General features: G+C 65.7%; 21 protein-coding genes. 11 read left to right on the forward strand and 10 right to left on the reverse strand.

The window, feature by feature from the left end:
- Positions 1 to 56 precede the first annotated feature (56 nt).
- The 3 genes from ACOOHP_RS22355 (at position 57) to ACOOHP_RS22365 (ending at position 5,664) form a co-directional block, all read left to right on the forward strand.
- Positions 57 to 2,681 carry an efflux RND transporter permease subunit gene (locus tag ACOOHP_RS22355; RefSeq protein ID WP_420468661.1) on the forward strand — a complete coding sequence of 875 codons (2,625 nt, stop codon included), beginning with the start codon at positions 57 to 59 and terminating at the stop codon, positions 2,679 to 2,681.
- A 215-nt stretch (positions 2,682 to 2,896) separates the two neighbouring features.
- Positions 2,897 to 3,934, forward strand: a complete 1,038-nt coding sequence (locus ACOOHP_RS22360; RefSeq protein ID WP_420468662.1) for a WD40/YVTN/BNR-like repeat-containing protein — start codon at positions 2,897 to 2,899, stop codon at positions 3,932 to 3,934.
- A 32-nt stretch (positions 3,935 to 3,966) separates the two neighbouring features.
- Positions 3,967 to 5,664: an OmpA family protein gene (locus ACOOHP_RS22365; protein ID WP_420468663.1), complete on the forward strand. Its 1,698-nt coding sequence runs from the start codon at positions 3,967 to 3,969 to the stop codon at positions 5,662 to 5,664.
- A 59-nt stretch (positions 5,665 to 5,723) separates the two neighbouring features.
- On the opposite strand, the gene ACOOHP_RS22370 is transcribed toward ACOOHP_RS22365, so the two are convergent.
- Complete coding sequence (locus tag ACOOHP_RS22370; RefSeq protein ID WP_420468664.1) at positions 5,724 to 6,758, reverse strand: AraC family transcriptional regulator ligand-binding domain-containing protein; 1,035 nt, start codon at positions 6,756 to 6,758, stop codon at positions 5,724 to 5,726.
- Positions 6,759 to 6,946: 188 nt separating this feature from the next.
- Here ACOOHP_RS22370 and ACOOHP_RS22375 point away from each other — a divergent pair, with 188 nt between their 5' ends.
- From ACOOHP_RS22375 to ACOOHP_RS22400, 6 genes are all read left to right on the forward strand, one after another.
- Positions 6,947 to 7,846 carry a lysophospholipid acyltransferase family protein gene (locus tag ACOOHP_RS22375; RefSeq protein ID WP_420468665.1) on the forward strand — a complete coding sequence of 300 codons (900 nt, stop codon included), beginning with the start codon at positions 6,947 to 6,949 and terminating at the stop codon, positions 7,844 to 7,846.
- Between the two features lie 15 nt (positions 7,847 to 7,861).
- Complete coding sequence (locus tag ACOOHP_RS22380; RefSeq protein WP_420468666.1) at positions 7,862 to 9,523, forward strand: GMC oxidoreductase; 1,662 nt, start codon at positions 7,862 to 7,864, stop codon at positions 9,521 to 9,523.
- Positions 9,523 to 10,881 (forward strand): WS/DGAT/MGAT family O-acyltransferase, encoded by a 1,359-nt coding sequence (locus ACOOHP_RS22385; protein ID WP_420468667.1) that lies wholly within the window; start codon positions 9,523 to 9,525, stop codon positions 10,879 to 10,881. Before ACOOHP_RS22380 ends, ACOOHP_RS22385 begins: the two co-directional genes overlap by 1 nt.
- Before the next feature lie 13 nt (positions 10,882 to 10,894).
- Positions 10,895 to 11,686 (forward strand): SDR family NAD(P)-dependent oxidoreductase, encoded by a 792-nt coding sequence (locus tag ACOOHP_RS22390; RefSeq protein ID WP_420468668.1) that lies wholly within the window; start codon positions 10,895 to 10,897, stop codon positions 11,684 to 11,686.
- A 142-nt stretch (positions 11,687 to 11,828) separates the two neighbouring features.
- Positions 11,829 to 13,235: a fatty acid desaturase gene (locus ACOOHP_RS22395; RefSeq protein WP_420468669.1), complete on the forward strand. Its 1,407-nt coding sequence runs from the start codon at positions 11,829 to 11,831 to the stop codon at positions 13,233 to 13,235.
- Between the two features lie 185 nt (positions 13,236 to 13,420).
- Positions 13,421 to 16,033, forward strand: a complete 2,613-nt coding sequence (locus ACOOHP_RS22400; RefSeq protein ID WP_420468670.1) for a LuxR C-terminal-related transcriptional regulator — start codon at positions 13,421 to 13,423, stop codon at positions 16,031 to 16,033.
- A gap of 409 nt (positions 16,034 to 16,442) precedes the next feature.
- On the opposite strand, the gene ACOOHP_RS22405 is transcribed toward ACOOHP_RS22400, so the two are convergent.
- Positions 16,443 to 16,991 (reverse strand): hypothetical protein, encoded by a 549-nt coding sequence (locus tag ACOOHP_RS22405; RefSeq protein WP_420468671.1) that lies wholly within the window; start codon positions 16,989 to 16,991, stop codon positions 16,443 to 16,445.
- A 180-nt stretch (positions 16,992 to 17,171) separates the two neighbouring features.
- Between ACOOHP_RS22405 and ACOOHP_RS22410 the strand changes: the two genes are divergently transcribed.
- Positions 17,172 to 19,097, forward strand: coding sequence for a DEAD/DEAH box helicase (locus ACOOHP_RS22410; protein ID WP_420468672.1), 1,926 nt, complete (start codon positions 17,172 to 17,174; stop codon positions 19,095 to 19,097).
- Positions 19,098 to 19,130: 33 nt separating this feature from the next.
- On the opposite strand, the gene ACOOHP_RS22415 is transcribed toward ACOOHP_RS22410, so the two are convergent.
- From ACOOHP_RS22415 to ACOOHP_RS22435, 5 genes are all read right to left on the reverse strand, one after another.
- A complete protein-coding gene (locus ACOOHP_RS22415; protein WP_420468673.1) occupies positions 19,131 to 19,733 on the reverse strand; it encodes a DUF924 family protein in 603 nt (200 codons plus the stop codon).
- 8 nt (positions 19,734 to 19,741) lie between these two features.
- On the reverse strand, positions 19,742 to 20,140 hold the full coding sequence (locus ACOOHP_RS22420) for an MAPEG family protein (RefSeq protein ID WP_420468674.1): 399 nt from the start codon (positions 20,138 to 20,140) through the stop codon (positions 19,742 to 19,744).
- Positions 20,141 to 20,256: 116 nt separating this feature from the next.
- On the reverse strand, positions 20,257 to 21,411 hold the full coding sequence (locus ACOOHP_RS22425; protein ID WP_420468675.1) for a mechanosensitive ion channel family protein: 1,155 nt from the start codon (positions 21,409 to 21,411) through the stop codon (positions 20,257 to 20,259).
- 180 nt (positions 21,412 to 21,591) lie between these two features.
- A complete protein-coding gene (locus ACOOHP_RS22430) occupies positions 21,592 to 21,987 on the reverse strand; it encodes a YchJ family protein (RefSeq protein WP_420468776.1) in 396 nt (131 codons plus the stop codon).
- Entirely contained in the window at positions 21,984 to 23,174 is a 1,191-nt protein-coding gene (locus ACOOHP_RS22435) for an NAD(P)/FAD-dependent oxidoreductase (protein WP_420468676.1), read from the reverse strand. The genes ACOOHP_RS22430 and ACOOHP_RS22435 overlap by 4 nt, the downstream gene beginning before the upstream one ends.
- A gap of 147 nt (positions 23,175 to 23,321) precedes the next feature.
- Between ACOOHP_RS22435 and ACOOHP_RS22440 the strand changes: the two genes are divergently transcribed.
- Entirely contained in the window at positions 23,322 to 23,804 is a 483-nt protein-coding gene (locus tag ACOOHP_RS22440) for a YajQ family cyclic di-GMP-binding protein (protein ID WP_420468777.1), read from the forward strand.
- Between the two features lie 188 nt (positions 23,805 to 23,992).
- Here the strand turns inward: ACOOHP_RS22440 and ACOOHP_RS22445 are convergent, their stop codons facing one another.
- From ACOOHP_RS22445 to ACOOHP_RS22455, 3 genes are all read right to left on the reverse strand, one after another.
- Positions 23,993 to 24,349, reverse strand: a complete 357-nt coding sequence (locus tag ACOOHP_RS22445) for a Crp/Fnr family transcriptional regulator (protein ID WP_420468677.1) — start codon at positions 24,347 to 24,349, stop codon at positions 23,993 to 23,995.
- 269 nt (positions 24,350 to 24,618) lie between these two features.
- A complete protein-coding gene (locus ACOOHP_RS22450) occupies positions 24,619 to 25,734 on the reverse strand; it encodes an IS110 family transposase (RefSeq protein ID WP_420464935.1) in 1,116 nt (371 codons plus the stop codon).
- Between the two features lie 178 nt (positions 25,735 to 25,912).
- Positions 25,913 to 26,179, reverse strand: a complete 267-nt coding sequence (locus ACOOHP_RS22455) for a hypothetical protein (protein WP_420468678.1) — start codon at positions 26,177 to 26,179, stop codon at positions 25,913 to 25,915.
- Between the last annotated feature and the right edge of the window lie 35 nt (positions 26,180 to 26,214).

Below are 26,214 nucleotides of genomic sequence, written 5' to 3' on the forward strand. Positions count from 1 at the left end.
ACTTTTCGCCACCCGGCTGGTGACCTACCACCAGCCTACAACCCGCAGGTGATCCCATGGCGCACGGCGAGTCACATGGCAAGTTTGCCCAGTTGTTTCTCAAGGTCACGCTGCCGATCGTGTTCGGCAACCGCAAGATCACGCTGGCGGTGCTGGCGATCATCACCGTCTTCATGGCCTGGAACGCGGCGCACCTGGAACTCGATGCCGGCTACGAGAAAGGCCTGCCGATCGGGCACCCCTACATCGAGATCTTTCACAAGTACCAGAAGGATTTCGGCGGTGCCAATCTGATTCTGTTCGCGCTGATGCAGAAAGAGGGCAAGGGCGACATCTATCAGCCCGAGTTCCTGGGCACGCTCAAGGAACTGACGCAGGCGGTGTTCTTCACCCCGGGCATCGATCGTCCGCGCGTGAGCTCCCTGTTCACGCCGGACGTGCGTTACCTGGAGACGATCGAAGGCGGCTTTCGCGGCGGCAACGTGATCCCGGCGGAGTACGCGCCGACGCCGGAGATGATGGAACGCATCCGCAGCAACGTGGCCAAGGCCAAGGCGGTGGGCCGCTTTGTGGCCAACGACCAGACCGGCGCGATGGTGTTCAGCGAAATGCTCGAACGTCACCCCGTTACCGGCGTGGAAACCGACTACTTCGAGATTGCCGCGCGGATCGAGAACGTACGTCAGCGTTTCATCAACCCCAAGATGTACGAGTACAAGATCACCGAGGACCATGAGCCGTTCAAGGCCGGCGAAGTGATCCACCGCGATTACATCGACAAGCGCGGCCTGCTGTTCCGCTTCGAGACCATCAAGGCCGAAACCCGCAGCGATGAAGGTGCCAGCATCTGGCACGAGGTGCCCGGCAGCAAGCTGGAAGTCACCGAGGTCGACAACCCGGATTACAACCCCAACGTCGACATCAAGATCGTCGGCTTTGCCAAGGTGGTCGGCGACATCGGCGACGCGGTGCTGGGCGTGGTCGGGTTCTTCGCGCTCACCATCTTCCTGACCTGGGTCATTCTGTGGTGGTATTGCAGCTCGCCCTGGATCGCGCTGCTGCCGCTGTCCTGCGGCTTGCTGGCGGTGGTGTGGGAACTGGGCATTCTGCGCATGGCCGGGTTTGGCCTGGATCCCTTCGCCATCCTGGTGCCGTTCCTGGTTCTGGCCATCAGCGTCAGTCATGGCATCCAGATCACCAGTTTCTGGCTCAACGAGGTCGCCGAGCACGGCACCGATGCCTTCGAAGCTTCGCGCAACACTTACAAGCGACTGGTGATCCCCGGCCTGACCGCGGTGCTGGCCAACGTCATCGGCTTCGGCACCATCCTGTTGATCCCGGTGCCCATCATCCGCGAGATGGCCATCAACGCCATGTTCGGTCTGCTCGCGGTGATCCTGTGCAAGAAGGTGCTGCTGCCCCTGCTGCTGACCTACGCCCGGCTCGGCAATCCGGACAAGTGGCGCGCCTCGCAGCACGCCCGCGACCGCATGCTGGATCACCTGTGGCGTGCCATCGCCAGCTTCACCACCCAGCGCAAGTACGCCGCCGGCATCCTGCTCACCGGTGCCGGCATCTTCGTCGCCGCCTACTACTTCGAGCACACTTATCTGCAGTATGGCGATCTCAAGCCCGGTGTACCGGAGTTGCGCCCCGACACCCGCTACAACCTCGACTCCCAGGCCATCGTCGACAACTTCGCCATCGGTGTCGACGTGATCAAGTTCGTGGCCGAAGGCAAGGCCGATGGCTGTATCGACTACAACACCATCGCCGAAATCGACCGCTTCGAGTGGCGCATGCGCGGCACTCCCGGCGTACAGTCGACGCTATCTCTGGCGCAGGCGCAGAAGAGCGTGTTCCAGGCCTTCAACGAGGGCAATCCCAAGTACTGGAACCTGCCGCGCAACCCCGACGGTCTGGTGCTGGCGGGTCAGCCGTTCCCGACCTCCACCGGCCTGCTCAACAAGGACTGCAGCGCGGTGCCGATCCTGGTGTTCACCGTCGATCACAAGGCCGAAACCATCGACGTGATCGTGGCGGCGGCCAAGCAGTTCATCGCCGAACAACCCGCCGACTCGCCGGTGACCATCCAGCTCGCCACCGGCAACGTCGGGGTCATGGCTGCCACCAACGACACCGTGCGGGTGGCGGATCGCTACGTGCTGATCACCCTGTTCGTCGCCATCGCCTTCGTGGTGTACATCTCGTTCTCGGGCTGGGTCGCGGTGCCGTCGATCGTGCTGCCGCTGATCGCGGTGTCGATCTTCACCTACGCCCTGATGGTGTTCCTGGAGATCGGCGTGACGGTGGCGACCTTGCCGGTCGCGGCATTCGCGGCCGGCATCGGCGTCGACTACGGCATCTACATCTACAGCGTGCTCGAAGAAAACGTGAAGGAAAAGCGCATGGCGCTTCGCGAGGCCTATCTCGACACCCTGCGCAAGACCGGCAAGGCGGTGGCGGTGACCGCCGCGGCGCTGTCCGCCAGCGTGGCCACCTGGGTGCTGTCCGACCTGCAGTTCCAGATCAACATGGGCCTGCTGCTGACGATCATGTTCACCGCCAATGCGATTGCCGCGGTGATCATTCTGCCGGCCTTCGCCACTTTCCTGTTGAAGCCGAACAAGGAGCTCCCGGCGACAGGCGGGGAGTCCCACGCAGAGCCCGCGAGGACATGAGCGCCATGACTGCCCCGACCTTCCCGATCGCCCGGGTTCACGCACTCCTCCTTGGTCGACCGACAACCATGAACGAGCCCTCCCGCGCGACAGCATCGACCTCCCCGCTGCGTGCACTCGCTCTGGCGGCGGCCCTCTTTATTCCGCTCGCAACGGCGTCCGCGCAGGATGAGCCCCCCGCCGAGCCGGCCGATCCGTCTGCCGACTCCGCGGCCGTGGCAGATAGCGTCGTGCCGGCCGATGGCGATGCCGCTGCCGACGAGCTTCCGCCGCTGCCGCCGGAGCCGGTGGCAGCGCCGGTGGGCTCGAACATCGAGCCGAATCCGGCGGAGATGTCGCCCTATGCCATCCACGGCCTGCTGCTGGACATCACCTACACCGGCGAGCGGCTGATCGCGGTCGGCGAACGCGGCAACATCCTGGTGTCGCGCGACGGCATTCGCTGGGCGCAGGTCAACGTCCCGACTCGGGCGACGCTCACCGGTCTGTCGTTCGTCGACACCCAGCACGGCTGGGCGGTCGGCCACGACGCCGCCATCATCCACACCGCCGATGGCGGGCGCACCTGGAGCCTGCAGGCCTTCAACCCCGAGCTGGAGCAGCCGCTGCACGACGTCTTCTTTGCCGACACCCGGCAGGGCTTTGCCTTCGGTTCCTTCGGCCTGTTCTGGCAGACCGCCGACGGCGGCAAGACCTGGACCGAGGTGCATGCCCCCGCCGTGCTCGAAGAGGGCTTTCACCTCAACGGCATGACCCGGCTCAAGGATGGCCAGTTCCTGATCGTCGGCGAAAGCGGGCTGCTCGGCCTGTCCGCCGACGGCATCAACTGGGGGCGCCTGGAGTCGCCCTACGAGGGCAGCTACTTCGGCGTACTGCCGCGTGGCGAGAAGGGCGCATTGATCTACGGCATGCGCGGCAACGCCTACGTGACCGACGATGTGCGCGCCGGGCAGTGGCGCAAGATCAATCTGGCCACCATCAGTTCGATGTTCGGCGCCTACGCGATGGGCGACGGCTCGATCATCCTGGTCGGCGCCGATGCTGTGGTGCTGACGGTACAGCCGGACGAAACGGTCGAGCGGGTGGCGACCTACGCCGGTGTCGCCAGCAGCGGCACCATCACCGGCATCGTGCGGCATCCCGGCGGACTGATGACGGTCGGCGAATCCGGCGTGCAGCCCTATCAGACCAAGACCGCACCGACCGTCCCGGCCGTGGTGACACGGGATCTTCAGACCACCGACGATTTCTGAGCGACGCCGTGCAGTACATCCGGGGAGTGAAGATGATGAAAAGAATCATGCTCGGCAGCGCAGTCGCGTTGTTCAGCGTCGCGGCGGCCGCGCAGGAACCTGCGGCGGCAGATTCCGAGGTCAATGCCTGGACCGAGCTGGGCGATCGCTACTACCTGAGCCCCTCGCTGTCCTGGGTGTTCGCCGATTCCGGTCGCGAGACCGACGATGGCCAGGCGGTGGGGCTGGCCATCGGCCGGCGCTGGTCGAACGTGTTCGCGCTGGAAGCCTTCGTGCAGTACAGCCGCTTCGATCACGAACAGGGTTCGGACAGCGCCGACCTGATCGGCCTGGGCGTCAACAGCCTGTTCTTCCCCACCAAGAAGGTTCCCGCCTACCTGTTGCTCGGTGCCGGCTACGGTGACGCGCAATCGCATCCGGGTGGCGACGAGAGCTACGGTGCACTGCTGCTCAACATCGGCGGCGGTTACTGGTGGCAGCCCTTCGACCTGCTGTTCAAGGGCATGTCGCTGCGCACCGAAGCGGTATACCGGCTCGATGCGCACAATGACCGTCGCACCGGCTCCACCGTCGACAACGGCCGCAAGGCCTTTGGGGACGTGCTGCTCAATGTCGGCCTCAACATTCCGCTCGGCACGGTGCCCGAGCCGCCGCCACCTCCCGAACCCGAGCCGGTCGAAGTGGTCGCCGTGGTGCCGCCGCCGGACAGCGACGGCGACGGCGTGACCGACGATCTCGATCAGTGCCCGGGCACGCCTGCCGGCACCGAGGTCGATGCCAGCGGCTGCTCGGTGGTGCCGGCCTGCAAGGCGCCCGAACCGGGCGAGAAGCTGGATCTGTCCGGCTGCGGCAGCGGTGATGTCATCGTGCTCAAGGGCATCAATTTCGAGTTCAACCAGAGCCGCCTGACCGCCAACGCCAAGACCATCATGCAGGGCGTGGCCGAGGCACTGCAGGCCGCACCGACCACCAACGTCGAGCTGGGCGGCCACACCGACGCACTGGGCTCGGACGACTACAACCAGCGCCTGTCCGAACGTCGTGCCTGCTCGGTGGCACGGCACCTGGTCGGGCAGGGCATCGAGGCCGGGCGACTGACGCCGGCCGGTTACGGCGAAGCGCAGGCGGTCGCCGACAACCAGACTGACGAAGGCCGCGAGCTGAACCGGCGCGTCGAGCTGAAGATCCTCGAAGGTTCCGGCTCCGGCCTGGCCGCTTGCGCAGCGGCGCCTGCGCCCAATACCGCGCCCGCCGCGGCGGTCGAACCCGCGCCCGCGGACGATCCGGCCGGGATGACCGCGCCTGCAAGCACTGAGCCGGAAACGCCGGTCGAGGAAGCTCCGGCTTCGGAACCGGCGGACCTGGCAGCAGAACCAGAGCCGGAGCCACCGCCCGAGACCGAGGCAGAGCCTGCTGCAGAACCTGCGCCGCCGGGGCCCGCGAGTACGCCCATGCCCGCGACCCTTTCGGCGCCTACACCATCGTCGGCCGGCGCCGCGGAGGAACCCTTGCAGGTCCCCGAATCCGAGGTGTTCGGTTCCGATGGGGATGCCGCTGCAACGGCCGACAGCGACCCCGCGCCGTCGGGCGAAGTCCAGCAGGTGCCGGAGAGCGAGGTGTTCGGCTCGCCGCCTGCGGCCGAACCCGCTACGGCCGCAGACGACGAGGCACCGCCCGCAAGCGGCGTTCAGCAGGTACCGGAAAGCGAGGTGTTCGGGTCGGACAACTGATGCGGCTCTGCCCGCCCGACGATCTGCACTTTTGGCGCGGTTTCGGGCGCCGGCGGCAATCAGCGGTCCTGCTGCAGCGTGCGTTGCCGGTACTCGCGCGGCGAGCAGTGCGCACGCTCGCGAAAGGCACGGGTGAAATTGGCCGGGTCGGCGAAGCCCAGCGAGTACGCCACTTCGGTCACCGTCATGCCGCCGGCGGCGAGCCGCTCGCAAGCCAGTTCGTACTGGATACGGCCCGACAGTTCGCGAAAGCTGGTGCCCTCACGTTCCAGGTAACGATTGAGCGTGCGCGTCGAGATGTTGAGCATGCCGGCAAGTTCGGCCAGCGACGGCAGGCCTTCACCCACCTCGCGCAGGGTCATCGTCACCCATTCCTTGAACTGGCGGACGCCGGCCACCTGCGCGACCAGAGTGCGACAGCGTTCCTCGGCGACCTTGAGCGCATTGGGATCGGCCATCACCAGCGGGTAGGCGCGCAGGTCGGCATCGAAGCGCAGTCGCACGCCGGGAACGCGCTCGGTCCCGAACTGCACCTCGACGCCGCGCAGCTCGCCGTAGCGCGGCAGGTGCGCAGGCTCGGGCACCGACAGGAAGATCCGGCAATGTGGCGTGCGCTCGCCCGCCATGTCGCGCACATCTCGCAGCGCCGCCATCGCGATGGTTTCCAGATGAAAGGCCAGACAGGTGCGTCCCATCGCCACGGTCGGGGTGAAGTGCAGCTCAGCAAAGTCCGCACCGCCGTGGTAACGCAGGCGAAAGCTCGGCATCACCAGCCGGAAGTAACGGGCCACGAAGCTCAGCGCACGTTCGAGATTGGGGCTGCTCAACATGCCGAAGCCGACGAAGCTGTGGGTGCCGACGCTCAGCAACTGCCCCAGATCGAAGCCCAGATCGCTGCGCCCGGACAGGGCGTTGAGGCGTTCGATCAGCTTTTCGACATCGGTGAACTTCAGCGTCGCATCGGCTTCGGTCAGCAGGCTGGCCGGCAGACCCAGCTCGCGGATCACCTGCGCAATATCCACCCCGCGGCGCGCCAGCACATCGGCCAGGCGCAGGTAGTAGCGCACGGGTACCCGCAGCTCGCGGCGCGTCATGGTCTCTCCTCCCGGATACGCTGTCCGAAAACGACAAGATGATGGCGCGCGATGACAAGAAGCGCCAGCCGGTGCGCCACACCATTGAATCCGCGAACGCTGGCAGCGTCCGGGGTCCCGCCCGACATGGCCTGCAGCGCTTCGACCTCTGGCCGGGGAGTGCACCGGCGAACGTCACCGAGCCTGCCATGACCCTCGTCGCATCCCCGCATTCCCGTACCGAAGACCGCTTGGTCCCCGACACCACCGTCACTGTGCGCAAGGCGCTCGGCGACCGCGCGCGCCGCAACTGGCACGCGCGCGGCGCCGATGCCGCGTACATGGAGAAGATCCGCCCGGTGGTCGACTTCATGCTCGACCGCTATTTCCGCGTGGAGACCACCGGCTGGGAGCATCTGCCGCAGGGACCCTGCCTGCTCGTCGGCATCCACTCCGGCACCTGGCTGACCATGGACGCCTGGTCGCTGGTGCTGGACTGGTGGCGTCACTTCGGTCGCGCGCGTCCGCTGCACGGCACCGCCCACGATGCGCTCATGGCCATGCCCGGCCTCGGCGCGTTCTTTCGCAAGGTCGGCGTGGTGCCGGCGGCGCGCGAATCCGTCACCGCGGCGCTGGAGGCCGGCCACGACGTGGTGGTGTGGCCGGGTGGCGAGGTGGATGCGATGCGCGCCTACCGGCATCGCAACGAGGTGCTGTTTGCCGGGCGCCGCGGCTTCGTCAAGCAGGCCATCCTGTCGGGGGTGCCGATCGTGCCGGTGGCGACGGTCGGCGGTGCGGAAACCGTGTTCGTGCTGTCCGAGGGTCGCTGGCTGGCCAAAGCACTCGGCCTCAAGAAGCTGCTGCGCTCCGAGGTCGCGCCGATTGTTGCGGGACTTCCGTTCGGCATCTGGCCCGAGCTGCTGCCCAGCCACATCCCGCTGCCGTCCAAGATCGTCAACCGGATCCTGCCGCCGATCCGCGTGAGCGCGGATCCCGCGCGCGCGAAGGACGACGCCTACGTCGACCGGATCTACGGCCAGGTGCAGGAACAGATCCAGGAAGCGGTGGGCTTGCTGGCGATGCAGCGCCGCTTCCCGATCATTGGCTGACCAAAGGATGAATCCATGACGCCATCACCCGCGGACGCATCGGGCTCGCCGCGCAACGGCGTCTACGACTTCGACTATCTGGTCGTCGGTTCCGGCTTCGGTGGCAGCGTCTCGGCCTGCCGGCTGGCCGAGAAGGGCTACTCGGTCGCGGTGATGGAGATGGGTCGGCGCTGGAAGGCCGAGGACTTTCCGAAGACGAGCTGGAATACGCGGCGCTGGGTATGGCGGCCCGGGCTGAAGCTGTTCGGCTTCTTCAACATGCGACCGTTCCGCCACGTGATGATCATCTGCGGCAACGCGGTCGGCGGCGGCTCGATCACCTATGCGAACACCTTGCTGGTGCCGCCCGATCACATCTGGGACGAAGGATCGTGGGCGGGCGCCGCCGACTGGAAGCACGAGATGCCGCAGCACTACGCGAGCGCCAAGCGCATGCTGGGCGTGACCGAGAACAAGCTGCTCGGCCTTGCCGATCACATGCTCAAGAAGATGGGCGAGGCGGCGGGCGTCGGCCATACCTTCAAGCCGACCCAGGTCGCCACGTTCTTTCCGCCCGAGGGCGAGGCCGGCGGCAAGACCTATCCCGATCCCTACTTCGGCGGCGAAGGCCCGGCGCGCGGCACCTGCACGGCCTGCGGCGGCTGCATGATGGGCTGCAAGCACAACGCGAAGAACACGCTCGACAAGAACTATCTGTACTTCGCCGAGAAGCGCGGCGCGAAGATTTTCGCGGAGACTGAGGTTGTCGACGTGCGTCCGCTCAACGGCTGGGACGACGGCCGCGCCGGCTACGAGGTGACCACACAGCGCTCGACTGCCTGGTTGCGCAAGCAGACGCGTCGCTACAGGGTGCGCAACGTGATCTTCGCCGGCTCCTCGCTCGGTACGCAGGAACTGCTGTTCCGCCTCAAGCAGGGCGGCTCGCTGCCGAACGTGTCCGACGACCTCGGCAACAGAGTGCGCACCAACGCCGAATCCATCCTCGGCGTGCGCTTTCCCGGCAAGGACGTGGACATGAGCACCGGCGTCAGCATCGGCTCGTCCATCTACATCGACGAGCACACCCACATCGAGGCGACGCGCTATCCGTGCGGTTCCGACGCGATGGGCCTGATGACCACGATGATGGTTGGCGGCCGCGCTGGCTGGACGCGCATCTTCACCTGGCTGGGCGCGGCGATCCGCCATCCGCTCGTGTTTCTGCGCATGAGCAACCCGGTGGGCTTCGCGCGCCAGACCCTGGTGTTCCTGGTGATGCAGACCGTGGACGCCTCGCTGCGCATGCGCCTGAAACGCAACTGGTGGTGGCCCTTCGCCAAGCTGCTGTCGAGCGAAGGCGGTCCGATTCCCACCTACATCCCGCAGGCCAATGCCTTCACCGAAAAGGTCGCGAAGATGTTTGGTGGATCGCCGATGACGACCATCACCGAGATCCTTTTCAACATCCCGTTCACCGCGCATTGCATGGGAGGCTGTGCCATCGCGAAGACGCCGCAGCACGGCGTGATCGACGCGCGGAACCGGGTGTTCAACTACAAGAATCTCTATGTGGTGGACGGCTCCATGCTCGGTGCGAATCTGGGCGTGAATCCCAGCCTGACCATCACCGCGCTGGCCGAGCGCGCGATGTCCTTCATTCCGGCCAAGGCGGCGACGCCGAACAAGGAGACCGCGTGATGGCTCGTCGACTGTCCATGCTCGATGGCACGTTTCTCAACATCGAGACGCGCGATGCGCCGATGCACGTCGCCGGCCTGCAGGTGTTCCAGTTGCCGCCGAAAGTGCCGCGGGATTTCATCAAGCGCGTGGTGCACACCCTGCGCGCCGCGGGGCCGCTGGCCAGGCCGTTCAATCTCAAGCTCGCCGACGTGCCGCTCGGTCGGGTGGCGCCCGCGATGATAGAAGACCGCAACATCGATCTGGACTACCACGTGCGCCACTCGGCGCTGCCGGACCCGGGCGGCGAGCGCGAACTCGGCGAGCTGGTGTCGCACCTGCACGGGCAGATTCTGGATCGCTCGCGGCCGCTGTGGACCTGCCATGTCATCGAGGGTCTGCAGGGCCGGCGTTTCGCGCTGTACGTGAAGATCCACCACGCGCTGGTCGACGGCCAGCGTGCGATGAAACTGTTCACGCGCTGCCTGGGCAGCGCGCCTGGCGAGGGCAACTGGCAGGCGTTCTGGGCCGAGCGCGAGGACGCCGGACGCGAACGCACCGCGCGACCCGCGGCCGCGCGCCCGCACGCGATCCCCACCCTGGAATGGCCGCGCCTGATGGCGCGCGCGCTCAAGCCGCTGCTGCGTCGCGAGGCCGGCAGCGAGCCGGTCCGCCGGCCGTTCGAGGCGCCGCGCAGCGTGCTCAACGGCCGGGTCACCGCGGCGCGCAGAGTGGCCACTCAGCGCCTGGAGCTGGCGCGCATCAAGGCGGTGGGCAAGAAGCACCGCGCTTCGGTCAACGACGTGTTCCTTGCGCTCTGCAGCACCGCGCTGCGGCGCCATCTGCAGGAGAGCGGTGCGCTGCCGAGCGACTCACTGATTGCGGGCGTGCCGGTCAGCCTGCGCGACGAGCATAGCCCGGCCGATGCCGGCAACGCGGTCGGGTTCCTGTGGGCCCGGCTCGGCACCGACCTCGATGAGCCGCGGGCGCGCCTGCGGGCGATCCAGGCGTCGATGCAGGCCAGCAAGCAGCATCTGCAAAGCCTGCCGGCGCAGGCGCGCATGGCCTTCACCACCCTGGCCATGAGCCCGGCGATCGCGGTGCTGGCGAGCGGGCTGGGGCCGCGCCTGCGCCCGCCGATGAACGTGGTCATTTCCAACGTGCCCGGCCCCGGCGAGCCGCTGTACCTGGGCGGCGCGCGGCTGGAGGGCATGTACCCGGTTTCGATCCCGTTTCAGGGTTTGGGGCTGAACATCACTTGCGTCAGCTACGCAGGACAGTTCGCGGTGGGCATCACCGGCAGCCGCGACACCTTGCCGCACCTGCAGCGCATCGCGGTCTACCTCGGCGAGGCGCTGGACGAACTCGAAGCCGATTGAGGAGCGCTCCGACATGGCCAGGACCAAGCCCACTGCATTGATCACCGGCGCCTCTGCCGGTATCGGCGCCGAGTTCGCCCGCGTGTTCGCCGCCGAGGGCCATGACCTGATTCTCGTTGCGCGCTCGCAGGCCAAGCTCGAAGCGCTTGCGCTCGAACTTGCAGCGCAGCATGGGACGAAGTGCGTCGTCATCGGCAGCGACCTCGGCGACCCGAAGGCGCCGCAGGTGCTCTACGACGAGGTGAAGCGACGCAGGCTGCGCGTGGACGTGCTGGTCAACAACGCCGGCCTGCTGCACAGCGCCGCATTCGCGGACATTGCGCTGGCCGATCACTTGCAACTGCTGCAGGTCAACGTGGTGGCCTGCACGGCGCTGGCCCACCTGTTTCTGGCGCCGATGCTCAAGCGCAAATCGGGCCGCATTCTCAACGTCGCGTCGACGTCCGCGTTCCAGCCGCTGCCGAATCTGGCGGTATACGCCGCAAGCAAGGCCTACCTCTTGTCGCTGTCCGAAGCGCTGTGGATCGAAGCTCGCGACCGCGGCGTGACCGTGACCGCGCTGTGCCCCGGCTTCGTCAACACCGACATGATCGCCAAGGAGGGCGGCAGGAAGTCCATGAGCGTGCCGCTGATCCGCAATCTGGAACCCGGCGAGGTCGCTCGACAGGGCTTCGAGGCCTGCATGGCCGGCAAGCCGCTGTACGTCAACGGCGTCGGCAATCTGGCTGCGGTGGAGCTCGGCCGTCTGCAGCCGCGTCCGCTGCGTCGCTGGTTGAGCCTGCAGATCGCCAAGCGCGGGTTCTGAGGCCGGACACCATCGGGTGGGGTCGGCTGGTGGCGGCCAGGCTCCCAGGGTGGCGCATTTTCACAAGAGGGTGTCGCGAAATCACAAGTTCCCGGTGCTAGCCGGGAGCAGGATGCAACTCTCGATTAGAGGAGGAAAGCTCATGAACTCAACCGTAAACATGCAAGTTGACGCGGCTGCCGCACGCTGGACCGACGGCAAGCGTTACTGGTGGCTGCTCAGTCCGGCGCTGCCGCTGATCGGCCTGCTGTCCGTGCTCGGCACCGTCGCCGGCGGCCCTGCCTTGCTGCTGTGGCTGCTGCCGCTGGTGTTCTACGGCATCGTGCCGTTTCTGGACTGGTTCATCGGCGAGGATCGCGTCAACGCACCCGAGTCGGCGGTCGCCGAACTGGATCGCGACCGCTGGTACAGCGTCATCGTCGGTCTCTACATTCCCAGCCAGTACATCCTGACCATCGTCGGGGCCTGGTTTGCAGTGACCGGCGATCTGGCGTGGTGGGAGCTGATCGGCCTGGCGCTGACCGTGGGCATGATCAACGGCGTCGGCATCAATACCGCCCACGAGCTCGGTCACAAGACCAACTCGCTGGAGCGCTGGCTGGCCAAAATAACTCTGGCGCCAGTGGCTTACGGACACTTCTTCATAGAGCACAACAAGGGTCACCACAAGAACGTGGCCACCCCGGAGGACCCGGCCAGCTCGAAGATGGGCGAATCTTTCTGGGCCTTTCTGCCGCGCACCGTGGTCGGCAGCCTCAAGTCGGCCTGGCACATCGAGGCGGATCGTCTGAAGCGCCTGGGCAAGTCGGCCTGGTCGGTGGAGAACGAAGACCTGCAGGCCTGGGCGATGACCGTGGTGATGTTCGGCGCGCTGACCGTCTGGCTCGGCCCCTGGGCGCTGGTGTTCCTGGTGGCGCAGGCGATCTACGGTTTCTGCCTGCTGGAAGTGGTGAACTACCTCGAGCACTACGGACTGGTGCGCCAGAAGCTGGCCGACGGCCGTTACGAGCGCTGCCAACCGCGCCATTCCTGGAACTCCAACCATGTCGTCACCAACCTGCTGCTGTACCAGTTGCAGCGCCATTCGGATCACCACGCCAACCCGACGCGCCGCTACCAGGCCCTGCGTCACTTTGACGACAGCCCGCAGCTGCCTTCCGGGTACGCCGGCATGATTCTCATCGCCTACTTTCCGTTCCTTTGGTTCCGCCAGATGGACCCGCTGGTGGTGGCGCATCACGGCGGCGACCTGACCAAGGCCAACCTGCACCCGGCGGCGCGCGAGCGACTGCTGGCCAAGTACGCGCCGCAGGCGCGGCAGGAGTTGGTGGTGCATAGCGCCGATGCCGACAACACCGCGCAGCCGCAGCTTGAACTGACGCCGGCGCAGCACCGCTGCCCCAACTGCGCCTACATCTACGACGAGGCGCGGGGCGTTCCGCACGAGGGCTATCCCGCCGGCACCCGCTGGTCCGACCTGCCCGAGGATTGGCCCTGTCCCGATTGCGCCGTGCGCGAGAAGCCCGACTTCATCGCCCTGAATAACTGATCGGCGCACCGAAACTCGCAGCCGACACGCAGCGCTGGGTCCTTCGCCATGAAATCGATGCGGTCATCCACCCAGCCGGGTGGATGGCCGCGGTCCTGGCGCGTGCGACGGCTGCCGATGTTCGGGCGGCCACGACACCCCCGATGCGAGCAGAATGTGAGTCCGCGCGCAGGAGAGAATCTGGGATGAGTACCGGCCAGTACCTGCACAAGGCGCTCGATGGAACCCTGACCGATGCCCCTCGCGTGCTGCTCGAGCGCGATCGCGTTCTGGCGCTGGACAAGGGTCTGCCGGTCCTGGTCATCGAAGGCCCCTCGGGTTACGGCAAGAGCTCGCTCGCGGAGATGTGGCTGGCGCGCCAGGACTGTGCGGCGCGGCGCTGCTGGGTGTCGCTCGACGCCGCCTCCTGCGACCCGGTGCGTTTCATCGAGCAGGTGCTGCGCGCGGCGGGTGCCGACGAACCCTGCCGGCAGGAGGCGGGTATCGACGACGAGTCATGGCGCGCGCAACGCTTCGCGCGCCTGTGCGTGCGACTGACCGAGGAAGCGGCGGGGTTTCGCATCGTCGACGACGACGCCCACGTGATCGCCAGCAGCGCCAGTCGCGTGTATCTGGAGAAGCTGCTGGAACTCGCCTGCAGTCGCGTACGACTGTGTCTGACCATGCATCCGATCCCGCTGGATGTTGGACTGGGGCGGCTCACCCAACAGGGCAAAGCCTCGTGGATTCCCGGCAAGAACCTGGCATGGACGCGCCAGGAAGTCGCCACCTTCGCCGGCTTGCGCGGACAGCGGCTTGAAAAGGCGCAGCTCGATTGGCTGTATCGCGCCACCGAGGGCTGGCCAGCGCTCACGCAATTGGCACTGGCCACGCCTATGGATGCTGCGCCTGACGCGAGCATCGGCGAGAGCGGCCCGCTGCGGGAGTTCATCTACGAACGCTTCCTGCACGGACTGTCGGCCGACGAACAGGACGTGATGTGGATGCTGTCCTGCCTGGGCAACGTGCCGGTGGCGCTGCTGACCGAACTCGATCCGGCACCGGCCAAGGTGGAACTGGCGCTGCTGCATTTTCGCGCGCTGGGCATCGTGCATCACCGCGACGCCGACGAGGGCGCGATCGTCGGCCTGCATGCACTGGTTCGCGACGGCGCCTTGCGACTGCTCAACAACGAACGCACGCCCAGTCGCCGCGAACTGATCCGCGAGGCGGCCCACTGGTTCTGGCGCAGCGGTCACGGCGCCGCGGCGGTGCGGCTCGCGCTGGAGGGCGGGCGCGAACTGCTGGATTTCGCCTGCCAGTGGCTGGTGCAACTCGGGCATGGCTTCGTCTTTCGCAGCGGCCAGCATCAGACCCTGCTGGACCTGGTGGCGCAGTGGGAGCAGGTGTCGGGGCGAACCGACCCACTGATCGACGAAACCGCTGCCTGGGCGCTGATCTTTCAGCGTCAGTTCGTGGCAGCCGAGGCGCGGATCGCCCGGTTCGAGCAGGCCGCGCCGGCGCAGCCGCAGGCGACCACGGTGCTGCAGCGGGCAGTATTGCTGTCGCTGCAGGACGATCACGTGCAGGGCGGCGAGCTGGCCGCGCGCTGGATCCGGCATCACCAGGGCGATCACAGTTTCATGATGGGGGTGGCCTCCACCGTGTTTGCGTTCAGCCTGAAGTGCGTCGGTCGCTTCGACGAGGCGCATGTGGCGCTGCGCGAAGCGATGTACGGCTTCAACCTCGCGCAGTCAGCCTACGGTATCGGCTGGGCGCACGTGGTCGGCGCGATCATGCTGATCCAGGCCGGCGACTATCGTGCCGCGCTGGCGCAGGCCGAGAGCGGCCTGGTGCGCTGTCCCGGATCGCAGGGTTTCGGCGGCCTGCGCGTCCTGCTGCGGGCGCTGGAAGCGTTCCTGATCTACGAGCGCAACGAACTCGACCGCGTGCGCGAAGTGCTCGACGAATCCTTGCCGCTGCTGTCGGACCAGGGCACCGTCGACCCGGTGGGTCTGGGCTACATTGCCGCAGCGCGTGCGCGCGCCGCTGCCGGCGACTTCGACACTGCACTGGACCTGCTCGCCGAAGGCGAACTGATCGGCCTGCAGCGCGACTTTCCGCGTCTGACATTCATCCTGCGTGCCGAACGCGCACTGCTGCTGCTGCGCAGCGGAGCGCCGGGCCAGGCGCGCAAGCTCATCGATGCGCTGACCGATCCGGATTGCGCCAAGACCACCGTCAATCTGCTGCGGGCCAGGCTGGCCCTGGCCGATGGCGACGGACTTGCCGCCCGGCGGCTGTTGCAGCCGGTCCTGGAGAAGGCGCGCAAGTTCGGCCGGCAGAATCGGCTGTGCGAGATCCTGTTGCAGGAGGCGCTCACCGAGGCCTGTTGCGGCAACGACACGGCGGCATTCGCGGCGCTGGTCGAGGCGCTGGACATCGGCAGTGCGGAAGGCTACGTGCGCTCGTTCGTCGACGAGGGTCCCGCGCTGTGCGAGTTGATCTCGCGCTGGCTCAGGCACCGGACTCATGCCAGCCGGCCGACCCTCGCCCTGGCCGACCGGCTGCTGGAATTGGGCGCGGACCGCGCTGCGCCGGGCGCCCGCCCGGGCTCCGCACCCACGCTCAACAAGCGTGAGCGCCAGATCCTGGGACTGCTCGACGAAGGCTTGAGCAATGCCCAGCTCGCCAAGCGCTGCTTCATCTCCGAAGGCACGGTGAAGTGGTACCTGCACAATCTTTACGAAAAGCTCGGAGTCGGCAATCGCACCGCCTTGCTGCGCGCGGTGCGGGAGCAGGGCCTGGTCACGCGCTAGCCCGCATTTCTCACAGGTCGCCGGAGAATCCCTTGCCATCGCCAATCCGCACAACGTTCTTCGACTTCGGTTCCGAAACAGACTGTAGCGAGATTCTCCGTCTGGATCGGCGCTGGCCTGTCTGCGGCGCGCATCGCTTGGGACTCACTCACCCCATAGAACCACTATGGGGTTCGCTCCGTCCCAGCGCACTGCACGTCCTCGACATACGGCCATCGCTCGATCCCCCTGTGAGAAATGCGGGCTAGAGCATTTTGCGACTCAAGTACGGATATTCCTTTCTGTCATTCCGAGCGTATGCCCGGGTGCAACCCGGGGTTTGCCTGCGCCGGCACGTGGAACCCCGGGTTGCACCCCGGGCCACTGGGCTGCTGGGTGACGGTGCAGCGCGAGCGAACCGGCTGAAGGCTCAGGTGAAATCGAATCCGGCGATGGGAAAGTCCTTCACGCCGGCCATGACCCCCGCAACGTGAGAGTTTCCGCAGACCAATAGAACACCCTGCCCGCGGGTGGTGCCCGGGAATTGGATGCTACTGATGAGATTGACCTTCCCGGCCATGTGCTCGTTCCGCATGGTCATGCCGTCAGGCGATTCCGGTTTCAGTCGGATCGTCTTGTCTTTGCCAACGATCGTGGGCGAAAAATCTGCGAAGACGATGGGCGTACGTTGCTGATAGCAGGCGTTGATCACAGGAAGCCAGTCGCCGCTGGGCTGCAACGTCATCGGGGTCCAGCACCCTTGATCGACGTTCGGCACGTGTCCGTCGAGAAGGGCTGCGAGAACTTCTCTCTGGTTCGTCTCCTCCTCCAGCGCTTCGACCAGTAACCAGCGAACCTTTTTGGCGTTGATGCAAGCAACCGCCATGTTCCTTGCAGCCGGATCCTTGTGGCGTTCTCCGAAGATGGCGGCGCCGGTGTTCAGCGCCTGAAGTACCTCAGCTTGAGTAGGGTGTGGCATCGACGTCTCCTGTGATCGAGTGAGAGGGGGCTACTCCCGTAATTGGCGAGGGCGTGCCGCGGATCCCCTCAGTGATCGCCATAGGTCGTGTACGTCGTGCTCGGTTTCGGGCGGCGCCGAAACACGATCCACGCGACAATGACGGCGTCGGCGCCTCCACGCCCCTCGCAGCGACCCCTCATGTCTTCCGAATCCGCCGAATCCGGCATCCGCTTCCGCGACCTCGCGTTACCCGAAACCCTGCAGCGTGCGCTGGACGAGGTCGGCTACGAATCGCCGTCTCCCATCCAGGCGCAGACCATTCCGCATCTGCTGGCCGGTCGCGATGTGCTGGGCCAGGCGCAGACCGGCACCGGCAAGACCGCCGCATTCGCGCTGCCGGCGCTGGCGCGCACCGAGCTGTTCCACGCGGTGCCGCAGACCCTGGTGCTGGCACCGACCCGCGAACTGGCGATCCAGGTCGCCGAGGCGTTCCAGCGCTATGCGGTGCATCTGCCCGGGTTTCACGTGCTGCCGATCTACGGCGGCCAGAGCTACGAGCCGCAGTTGAAGGGTCTGCGCCGCGGCGTCCACGCCGTGGTCGGCACGCCGGGCCGGGTGGTGGACCACATCAAGCGCGGCACCCTCAAGCTCGACGCGCTGAAGATGCTGGTGCTGGACGAGGCCGACGAGATGCTGCGCATGGGCTTCATCGAGGACGTCGAATGGGTGCTCACCCAGACGCCGCCGGAGCGCCAGGTGGCGCTGTTCTCCGCCACCATGCCGTCGGTGATCCGCCGGGTGGCGCAGACCCATCTGCGCGATCCGGCTGAGATCCACATCCGCAGCAAGACCACCACCGCCACCAACATCCGCCAGCGCTACTGGCTGGTGGCCGGCGCCAGCAAGCTCGAAGCCCTGACGCGGGTGCTGGAGGCCGAAACCTTCGACGGCATGCTGATCTTTGCGCGCACCAAGCTGGCCACCGCCGAACTGGCTGAGAAGCTCGCCGCCCGCGGGTTTGCGGCGGCGGCGCTCAACGGCGATCTGGACCAGAAGCAGCGCGAACGCACGGTGGCGAGGCTCAAGGACGGCCAACTCGACATCGTGGTGGCCACCGACGTCGCCGCGCGCGGGCTGGACGTGGAGCGCATCAGCCACGTGGTGAACTACGACATACCCACCGACACCGAGTCCTACGTGCACCGCATCGGTCGCACCGGCCGTGCGGGGCGCAGCGGCGAGGCGATCCTGTTCGTGTCGCCGCGCGAGCGGCATCTGCTCAAGGCGATCGAGCGCGCCACCCGCCAGGTCATCGAACCCATGGCCCTGCCCAGCGACGAGGTGCTGCAGGACAAGCGTCTGCAACGCTTCCAGCAGGCGCTGCTGGACGTGCTCGGCGACGCCGCCCAGATCCAGGAGCTGACGCACCTGCAGGGGCTGATCGAACGCATCGAGCGCGACCAGCAACTGCCGGCCGCGCGCATCGCCGCGGCGCTGGCGCGCCTGCTGCAAAAGGAAAAGCCGGCGCTGGTGCCGCCCGCGGCCAGTGCCCGCAAGGCCGAGGAATTCACGCCATCCAGCGCCGCCTACGCCGGCGAGCGACCACCGTCGGCCAGACCGCGACCGCGCCGTGAAGTGCTGAGCCGAGACGACGATCCCACCTATCCGCCGCGGGTACCGCCGGCGCCGGGTGTGCGATTGGTGTCGCCGCCGCCGGCTGCTATTGCGGCGACGGCGCGACCGGCTTCCGCAGCGCCTGCGGCACGGCCGGTCGAGTCCGCTGCAGCGCCGCGCACCAAGCCTTCACGCGAGGACAAACGCAAGGACGACGAGGCGATGGAGACCTTTCGCGTCGAGGTGGGCGAAAAGCACGGCGTCAAGCCCGCCAATCTGGTCGGCGCCATCGCCAACGAGGCCGGCCTGGAGGGTCAGTACATCGGTCGCATCGACATTCAGCAGGACCACAGCTTCATCGATCTGCCCGCCGGCATGCCGCGCAAGATCTTTCGCGATCTGCAGAAGGTGTGGGTGTCAGGTCAGCAGTTGCGCATCAGCCGGGTGGGCGCGCCCGAGCACGGCAAGAAGGATTTCAAGAAGGCGCCCAAGCCGCGCCGTGACGCCTGAGCGCAAAGCCCACGCTGCGGCCAACGCGGCGTCTCAGAACGACGAGCCCGGCTGGCGCAGAAACTCGATTTCCTCCGGCGTCGATGGACGGCCGAGGATCGCGTTGCGATGCGGGAATCGGCCAAAGCGACGAATGACCTTGCGATGGGCCTCCGCGTAGTCCAGGTACCCCGCGTACAAGTCGCGATGCGGCGCGGGCGCGGCGTCGAGCAGGTTCTGGAACAGGCTGACGCACCGGTCCTGGTCGGTCAGATCCTCGGAGTGTTCCAGCGGCAGGTAGAAGAACACGCGCTGAATCGGGCGCAACTGCAAATCCAGACCGGAGCGGCAGCCCTTGGCGAGCCAGCGCCGCGCGATCGCGTCGTGCTCGAAAGCTGCCGGCTGACCGCGAAACAGGTTACGAGAGAACTGATCCACCAGCAGGATGCGGACTAGCTGCGCAGGGGCGGCATCGACGGGCATCGAATCGGCCTGCGCGATGACCTCGGCGCGCAACGGCGCGAATTGCCGAACCCGGGCGTCCACGGCTGGCGAGCCGCTCCACCAGAGTTCGTTGCGTGACGCTGCCATGCGAGTGTCGTCCGGCTCGTCGCCAAACCAAAAGCCCAGCACCGCGGATACGTCGTCGGCACCCATCGGTTCGCTTACACCAGCAGCGCCGCGATGCCCCGCCACGCACACAAGCCACCGGCGATCACCAGTGTCGCCAGAGTCAGCAGCGTGCCCAGCACGCGACCGAGCATGAAGTGCGGGGTGAAGGAGAAGGCGTAGCCGTGCAGCAGGCGCCCGATCAACAACATCAGGCCCAGCGCGTGCAGCGCCCACTGCGGCACGGTGGAAGCCACTTCCAGAATCAGGATCAGCAGCAACGCCAGCGGCACGAATTCGGCGAAGTTTCCGTGAGCGCGAATGCGGCGCAGCATCTCGGCGTCGCCGCCGTCTCCGAGGTTGATCGACTGCCCACGACGGCGTGCGACCACGCGCAGGCTCAGCACGACGAACCACAGTGCAAGCAGGCCGGCGTATAGCGGGGTGACGATCATGGATGGCTCCCTGGACGGTCCGCCCCGGGACGGGACGGACACGTGCGCAGCCTAGGGTGCGGACCCCGCTGCTACAAGCGGCGGCACGACCGATCCGGCGACCGCCGCAGCCGCAATCAGGCGACCGGCGGTGTGGTCGTGCGCTGCGGCGCGGTGAGCGGCGCTTCTGTCGGGTTGCCTGGCGCGGCGTTGGTGGTGGCGCTCACGCTCAGGGGTGTGATGCCGCCTTCGATGAACAGCGTGCGCGTGGGATACGCGAACTCGATCTTGTCCTGGGCAAACCGACGCACCAGCGCAAGATTGATGGCCTGTTGCGTATTCATGTAAATCCCGTAATCGGGCGTCTTCATCCAGAACACCACCTCGTAGTCCAGCGACGAATCACCAAACCCGAAGAAATGAGCGCGGTCAAAGCGGGCATTTTCCTGTGCGTCGACAATCTGCTTGACCATGTGCGGAATCTGTTCGAGCTGGTCCGCCGTGGTCTGGTACAGCACGCCGAACTTGAACACGATGCGCCGCTCATACATGCGCTTGTAATTGCGCACGCGGGCGCCGAGCAGATCGCTGTTGGAGAACACCAGCTGTTCGCCGCTGAGGCTGCGAATGCGCGTGGTCTTGAGGCCGACGTGCTCGATGGTGCCGGCGAAATCATCGACCACCACAAAGTCACCGATGACGAAGGGCTTGTCGACAATGATGGACAGACTGGCGAACAGATCACCGAGAATATTCTGCACCGCCAATGCCACCGCGATGCCGCCAACGCCGAGGCCGGCGACCATGGCGGTAACGTCGACGCCCAGGTTGTCCAGCATCAGCAACAGGACGATCGCCCACAGCACCAGGCGGCCGACAAAGCCCATCGCCGCGACGGCGGTTGCCGCGCCGGGGTTGGATTCCATGGATCGCTTGCGATAGCGGCCGAGCCAGAACTCCAGGCCCGCGCCCATCCATAGTCCAAGCTGCACGAAGCCGGAGATCACGGCCGCGTACATGAACATGTTTTCCAGCCGGGCCGGGATGTCCAGGTAATGGCTGCCGATGAACAAGGTCACCAGCAGGATCAGGGTCTGCCTGGTCCGCTGCGCGACCGCGACAATCGCATCGTCCAGCGGCGTGGCGGAATTTTCTGCCAGAGCCGCGAAGCGGCGAACAACCTGCCATTTGATGACGCCGACGACGACGTTGATGCTCAGGGCGATGGCCAGCGCAGTCAGCCATGCCGAAAGCGGGTTTCCGAGGACGATGGTTTGTTCGAGAAATTCCATGGTTTCGTTGACAGGTCGGAATGGATTGTTGCGCCGCCGAATCGCGTGAATGGATCGCCTGCAGTCGGCTCGCGGCACAAACTCAAGCAGTCACCTTAGCCAGCCCGATCACGCATGGCCACCCCTGCACGGCCGGGGGAGGTGTCACCGGATTCGCGCAATCGCCCTTGCCACAAGGGCTCAGGCGATGTCGCCGTCGAGGTAAAACCAGCGGCCTTGTTCCTGAACAAAATGGCTGCGCTCGCGCATACGCGTGGCGGCCCCACCTCCCACACGCGAGCGCGCGACGAACTCCACCTCGGCGCGTGTCGAACCGATGTTGTGGCTTTCGACGATGCGCAGGCCGAGCCAGCGGATGCCGGGCTCGAAGTTCAAATCTGCCGGACGGGTGCTGGGGTGCCAGGTGTTCAGCAGATAGTCGCGGTCCCGGCACACATATGCGCTGTAGCGCGAGCGCATCAGGGCCTCTGCAGTCGGCGCCGGAGTTCCGCGGTGATAGCGGCCGCAGCACAGAGACAATGCTTGCGGCATGCCGCAGGGGCAGGGCGCATCGGCCGCGATGACGGTTTGCTTCATAACGCCTGACCACAGGCGTGGGCCGATGCCCAGGCCCATTGAAAGTTGTAGCCGCCCAGCCAGCCGGTGACATCGAGCACCTCTCCGATGAAATAAAGGCCGGATCTGCAACGCGATTCAAAACTGCCGGACGACACCTCGCGCGTATCGACACCGCCCAGGGTCACTTCGGCCGTGCGATAGCCCTCGGTGCCGTTGGGCCGTACCGGCCAGTCGTGGAGCTGATCGGCCAGCGCCCGCAGTTCATTGAGCTTGTAGTGGCGCATCGGCTTGCTCGACGTCAGCACTTCGCAATAGCGCTGCGCAAAGCGCTTGGGCAGCATTTCCGCAAGCACGGTGCGAAGCTCCACCGCCGGACGATCGCGATGCGCCTGCGTCAGCACCTCTTGCGCGGGGACCTGCGGCAGCAGGTCGATACGCAGGTTGTTTCCGGGCTCCCAGTAATTGGAGACCTGCAGCATGGCGGGGCCGGACAGCCCGCGATGCGTGATCAGCATCGCGTGTGCGAACGCCTGATCGTGGGTGCTGACGCGCACGGGCACGCTGAGCCCCGCCAGATCCTGCCACTGCTCCAGCGGCTTGCCGGACAGGGTGAGCGGGACCAGGCCTGCGCGCAACGGCATGATCGTATGGCCGAAGCGGCGGGCCAGTTCGTATCCGTAACCGCTGCCGCCCAGACTGGGGATGGACAGTCCGCCGGTGGCCACCACCAGCTTGGCCGCTCGTATCCTGCCGCGCGCAGTGATCAGTTCGAAGCCGGTGTCGGTGGGCTCGATCTGCTGTGCCTCACAGTCGGTATCGATACGCACGCTGGCCTTGTCGCACTCGGCCAGCAGCATGCGCACGATCAGCTTGGCGCTGTCGTCGCAGAACAACTGTCCCAGTTCTTTTTCATGCCAGGCGATGCCGTGCGCGTCGACCAGCGCCATGAAATCCTGCGGCCGGTAGCGCGCCAGTGCCGATTTGCAGAAATGCGGATTGGCCGAAATGAAGTGTTCCGGCGCGGTGCCGGTGTTGGTGAAATTGCAGCGCCCGCCGCCGGACATGAGGATCTTCTTGCCGACTTTGTTGGCACGTTCGATTACCCGCACCCGCAGCCCGCGCCGGGCCGCCGTGAACGCGCAGAACAGACCGGCCGCACCGCCGCCGAGGATCAGCACATCGCAAACGTCGTCAGGCGCAGACATCACAGGGGTGAAGCGTGCAGGGCAGGGCCGCACATTCTACGGCTGCGCTGCGGATCGGCCGTCCACGCACGCGTCAGCAGGTGAGCCGGCTTGGCGATCAGGGTCGAGTTGCCGATACTGCGCGTCCACTTTCAGCCGCTACCCGCCATGCCTTCGTTCGACGTCGTCTCCGAAGTGGACAAGCACGAACTGCAGAATGCCGTGGACCAGGCCAAACGCGATCTCGAACATCGCTTCGATCTGCGTGGCACCGGCGCCAAGTTCGAACTCGAAGAGTCAGTGATCACCCAGTCCGCCGCCAGCGAGTTTCAGTTGCAGCAGCTCACCGACATCCTGCACAAGCGGCTGGGCGGTCGCGGCATCGATATCCGCAGCCTGGACGAAGGCGACGTCGATACCAACCTGGCCGGCGCACGGCAGAAGATCACCGTCAAGCAGGGTATCGAGCAGGCACAGGCCAAGAAGATCGTCGCCAAGATCAAGGAGGCCAAGCTCAAGGTGGACACCTCCATCACCGGCGACAAGCTGCGCATCACCGGCAAGAAGCGCGATGATCTTCAAACCGTGATCGCGCTGCTCAAGAAGAGCGAGCTGGAAATCCCGCTGCAGTTCGAAAATTTCCGCGATTAGAGCGCTCAGCTCGTAAGCCGGACTCGTAGAACTCGTAGCCTGGGTGCAACCCAGGGCTGTTGGGGTTGTTAGTCGGCGTTGGGGCCAGTTGATGGTCGACCCTCACCCGGGTCGCACCCGGGCCATCTGGCTCCCGATCCGGTTGATTTGCGGCTGCTGAGATCCTCAGATCCCGCTTCCTTTGCAATTCAGAGACGCTGATTGGAACGTCGCAACCGTTCCGCGAGGATGCGCATCACCTGGAGGGCGAAGAACGGGGTCTGCTGCACCATGAACAGAAAGCGCTTTTCGGTCACCGGTGCCAGGCGACACGCACTCTTCGCGGTGGCGGTCGCGCTGCGAACCTGCGCGTCGATCAGGGCCATTTCCCCAACGAGGCTGCCGGGGCCGAGCGTGTCGAGGACCACCCCGCCTGCACTGACCTCCACTTCGCCCTCAAGAACCACATACATGCGGTCGCCTTCATCACCGGTGGCAAAGACCACCTCACCGGAGGCGCAAATCCGCACATCGTCAGCGTTCTTGAAATAACTGGGCAGATTCACTCGCTACCCTCGTGATGACCAAAAGTCATGTGCGACAAGGTTGCGAGTATCGATCACTTGCATGACATTTTTCTGACAAGTCAGGGCATCTCCGCCTTCTCACAGCAATCCGCGCACGAACGGACGGTCAATGTTTCAAGAATCCGTCAAAGGCCTGAACACGATCAGGTAACCAGGTAGTCAGCCACGCGATGCTGGACGCCGCGTTCAGCTGAGTTGCCCCGGCGTGACGGGGCATTGAAATTAGCTCGTAGATACCGTGTTTCCCGTCAAGCGGTTTTGGCGAGGATATTGGGGTTGAAGGGTTGATTGGATTTGAGGACGCCGAAGGCGATGTGGAGGAGTTTTCGCATTGCGGCGGCGAGGATGAGTTTTGGTGGTTTGCCGCTGTGACGTAGGCGTTCGGCAAAGGCTTTGAGCAGGGGGTTGTATCGGATTGCGCTCATGGCGGGGAAGTAGAGCAGCTTGCGCAGATCGGCATGGCCGATCTTCGACAGCCGGGTCTTGCTCCGCACGGAGCTACCGGACTCATGGCGTTTTGGCGTCAGTCCGGCGAAGGCGGCCAACTGGCGAGCACGGTCGAAGGTTTCGATACGGCTGATGAAGCTCAGCAGGGTGTGGCTGACCACCGTGCCGATGCCTGGGATGGTTTCCAGCAGCTGCTGTTTCTGCGGTAGGTCGGGGTCCTGGTCGATGTGATCCTCGATGCGCTGGCGCAGTGCGGCGATTTCCTGATCCAGATAGGCCAAGTGACGCTGGATGGAGTCCTGTACGCCCGCATCGGCCACCATCAGGCGGTTGTGCTCCTGCTGGCGGGTCTGCTGGAGTGCGGCAAGGCGCCGCACCAGGGCACGCAGCAGACGCACCGCCGGGGGTGGCGGGCGCCAGGCCGGTGGACTCATCGCCACGCCAAACCGCGCCAACACCGCTGCATCGACCGTGTCGGTCTTGTTGCGGGTCAGCAGGCTCTTGGCAAAGTCCTTGACCTGCGCGGGGTTGAGCACGCTGACGATATGGCCTGCATCGAACAGCCATTCCGACAGCGCCTCGCCATAAGGGCCGGTGGCCTCCAGACAGGCCTGCACCTGCGCCACGCCCAAGTCCTGCAACCACTGCCGTAGCTGCTCGAACCCGGCTGGCTGGTTGTCGAAGGTCTTGAACTTGAGCTTGCCCTCCCGCCAGAGCGCCACATCAAACTTGGCCTTGGCGACATCAATTCCCAGCACGTGCATCAAACCGCTTCCTTGAGACAAAGATTTCGAGGCTTCGGCAAGACGACGGGCGATCCAGCTTGTGAGTGCGGGCTTCAATGCCCCAGATACCGTTCGATCTGTTCGTCGCAAAAACTTAAGGCGGAAGGAGGCTGATCTACGCAACAGGTTCAATGACCACAGCCCGGGTACAGCCTGCCCTCCCGCCCGCCAAAGTCTCCTTCAGCCGTCAGATTGCTCCGACTCGTCCAACATACAAGCCCGGGTGCAACCCGGGGCTGTTGGCCCGGTTGATCGTCTACCGCGACCCGGGTTGCACCCGGGCCACCTCGCTGCGGAGATAAGCAACGGATCAATTGGCGGTAGAGATCAGATCCGCGAGATGATCCATATGCAGCTCCCGCGCACATCGGTGCTTGATGGCGTGGAGCTTGAACTTGCCTGCTTGGTGATTAATCGCGACACCCTGAGTCGTGCTCGGGCAGACGAACACAATCGCTCCGCGTTCCACCATCAATCCGTCGCGGGAGACTTTCGCGATATTGCCGGAGACGCTTTCAAGATGATCGGTCTTGGTTATTTTGGATTTCAGGTTGTGCGCGATGGTTGTTATTGCCACACCTGCCTTGCTTTGGCGGCGTGAACCGCCCCGGT

The organism is Panacagrimonas sp., assembly GCF_965216805.1.
Taxonomy (GTDB): Bacteria; Pseudomonadota; Gammaproteobacteria; order Nevskiales; family Nevskiaceae; genus Panacagrimonas.

What these genes read in the sequence shown, in the direction of transcription:
- ACOOHP_RS22390 (WP_420468668.1), top strand. Translation starts at nt 10,895, where the DNA reads ATGGCCAGGACCAAGCCCACTGCATTGATCACCGGCGCCTCTGCCGGT.
- ACOOHP_RS22440 (WP_420468777.1), top strand. Translation starts at nt 23,322, where the DNA reads ATGCCTTCGTTCGACGTCGTCTCCGAAGTGGACAAGCACGAACTGCAG.
- ACOOHP_RS22355 (WP_420468661.1), top strand. Translation starts at nt 57, where the DNA reads ATGGCGCACGGCGAGTCACATGGCAAGTTTGCCCAGTTGTTTCTCAAG.
- ACOOHP_RS22365 (WP_420468663.1), top strand. Translation starts at nt 3,967, where the DNA reads ATGATGAAAAGAATCATGCTCGGCAGCGCAGTCGCGTTGTTCAGCGTC.
- ACOOHP_RS22425 (WP_420468675.1), bottom strand. Translation starts at nt 21,411, where the DNA reads ATGGAATTTCTCGAACAAACCATCGTCCTCGGAAACCCGCTTTCGGCA.
- ACOOHP_RS22430 (WP_420468776.1), bottom strand. Translation starts at nt 21,987, where the DNA reads ATGAAGCAAACCGTCATCGCGGCCGATGCGCCCTGCCCCTGCGGCATG.
- ACOOHP_RS22385 (WP_420468667.1), top strand. Translation starts at nt 9,523, where the DNA reads ATGGCTCGTCGACTGTCCATGCTCGATGGCACGTTTCTCAACATCGAG.
- ACOOHP_RS22415 (WP_420468673.1), bottom strand. Translation starts at nt 19,733, where the DNA reads ATGGGTGCCGACGACGTATCCGCGGTGCTGGGCTTTTGGTTTGGCGAC.
- ACOOHP_RS22400 (WP_420468670.1), top strand. Translation starts at nt 13,421, where the DNA reads ATGAGTACCGGCCAGTACCTGCACAAGGCGCTCGATGGAACCCTGACC.
- ACOOHP_RS22435 (WP_420468676.1), bottom strand. Translation starts at nt 23,174, where the DNA reads ATGTCTGCGCCTGACGACGTTTGCGATGTGCTGATCCTCGGCGGCGGT.
- ACOOHP_RS22380 (WP_420468666.1), top strand. Translation starts at nt 7,862, where the DNA reads ATGACGCCATCACCCGCGGACGCATCGGGCTCGCCGCGCAACGGCGTC.
- ACOOHP_RS22410 (WP_420468672.1), top strand. Translation starts at nt 17,172, where the DNA reads ATGTCTTCCGAATCCGCCGAATCCGGCATCCGCTTCCGCGACCTCGCG.
- ACOOHP_RS22370 (WP_420468664.1), bottom strand. Translation starts at nt 6,758, where the DNA reads ATGACGCGCCGCGAGCTGCGGGTACCCGTGCGCTACTACCTGCGCCTG.
- ACOOHP_RS22375 (WP_420468665.1), top strand. Translation starts at nt 6,947, where the DNA reads ATGACCCTCGTCGCATCCCCGCATTCCCGTACCGAAGACCGCTTGGTC.
- ACOOHP_RS22420 (WP_420468674.1), bottom strand. Translation starts at nt 20,140, where the DNA reads ATGATCGTCACCCCGCTATACGCCGGCCTGCTTGCACTGTGGTTCGTC.
- ACOOHP_RS22405 (WP_420468671.1), bottom strand. Translation starts at nt 16,991, where the DNA reads ATGCCACACCCTACTCAAGCTGAGGTACTTCAGGCGCTGAACACCGGC.
- ACOOHP_RS22395 (WP_420468669.1), top strand. Translation starts at nt 11,829, where the DNA reads ATGAACTCAACCGTAAACATGCAAGTTGACGCGGCTGCCGCACGCTGG.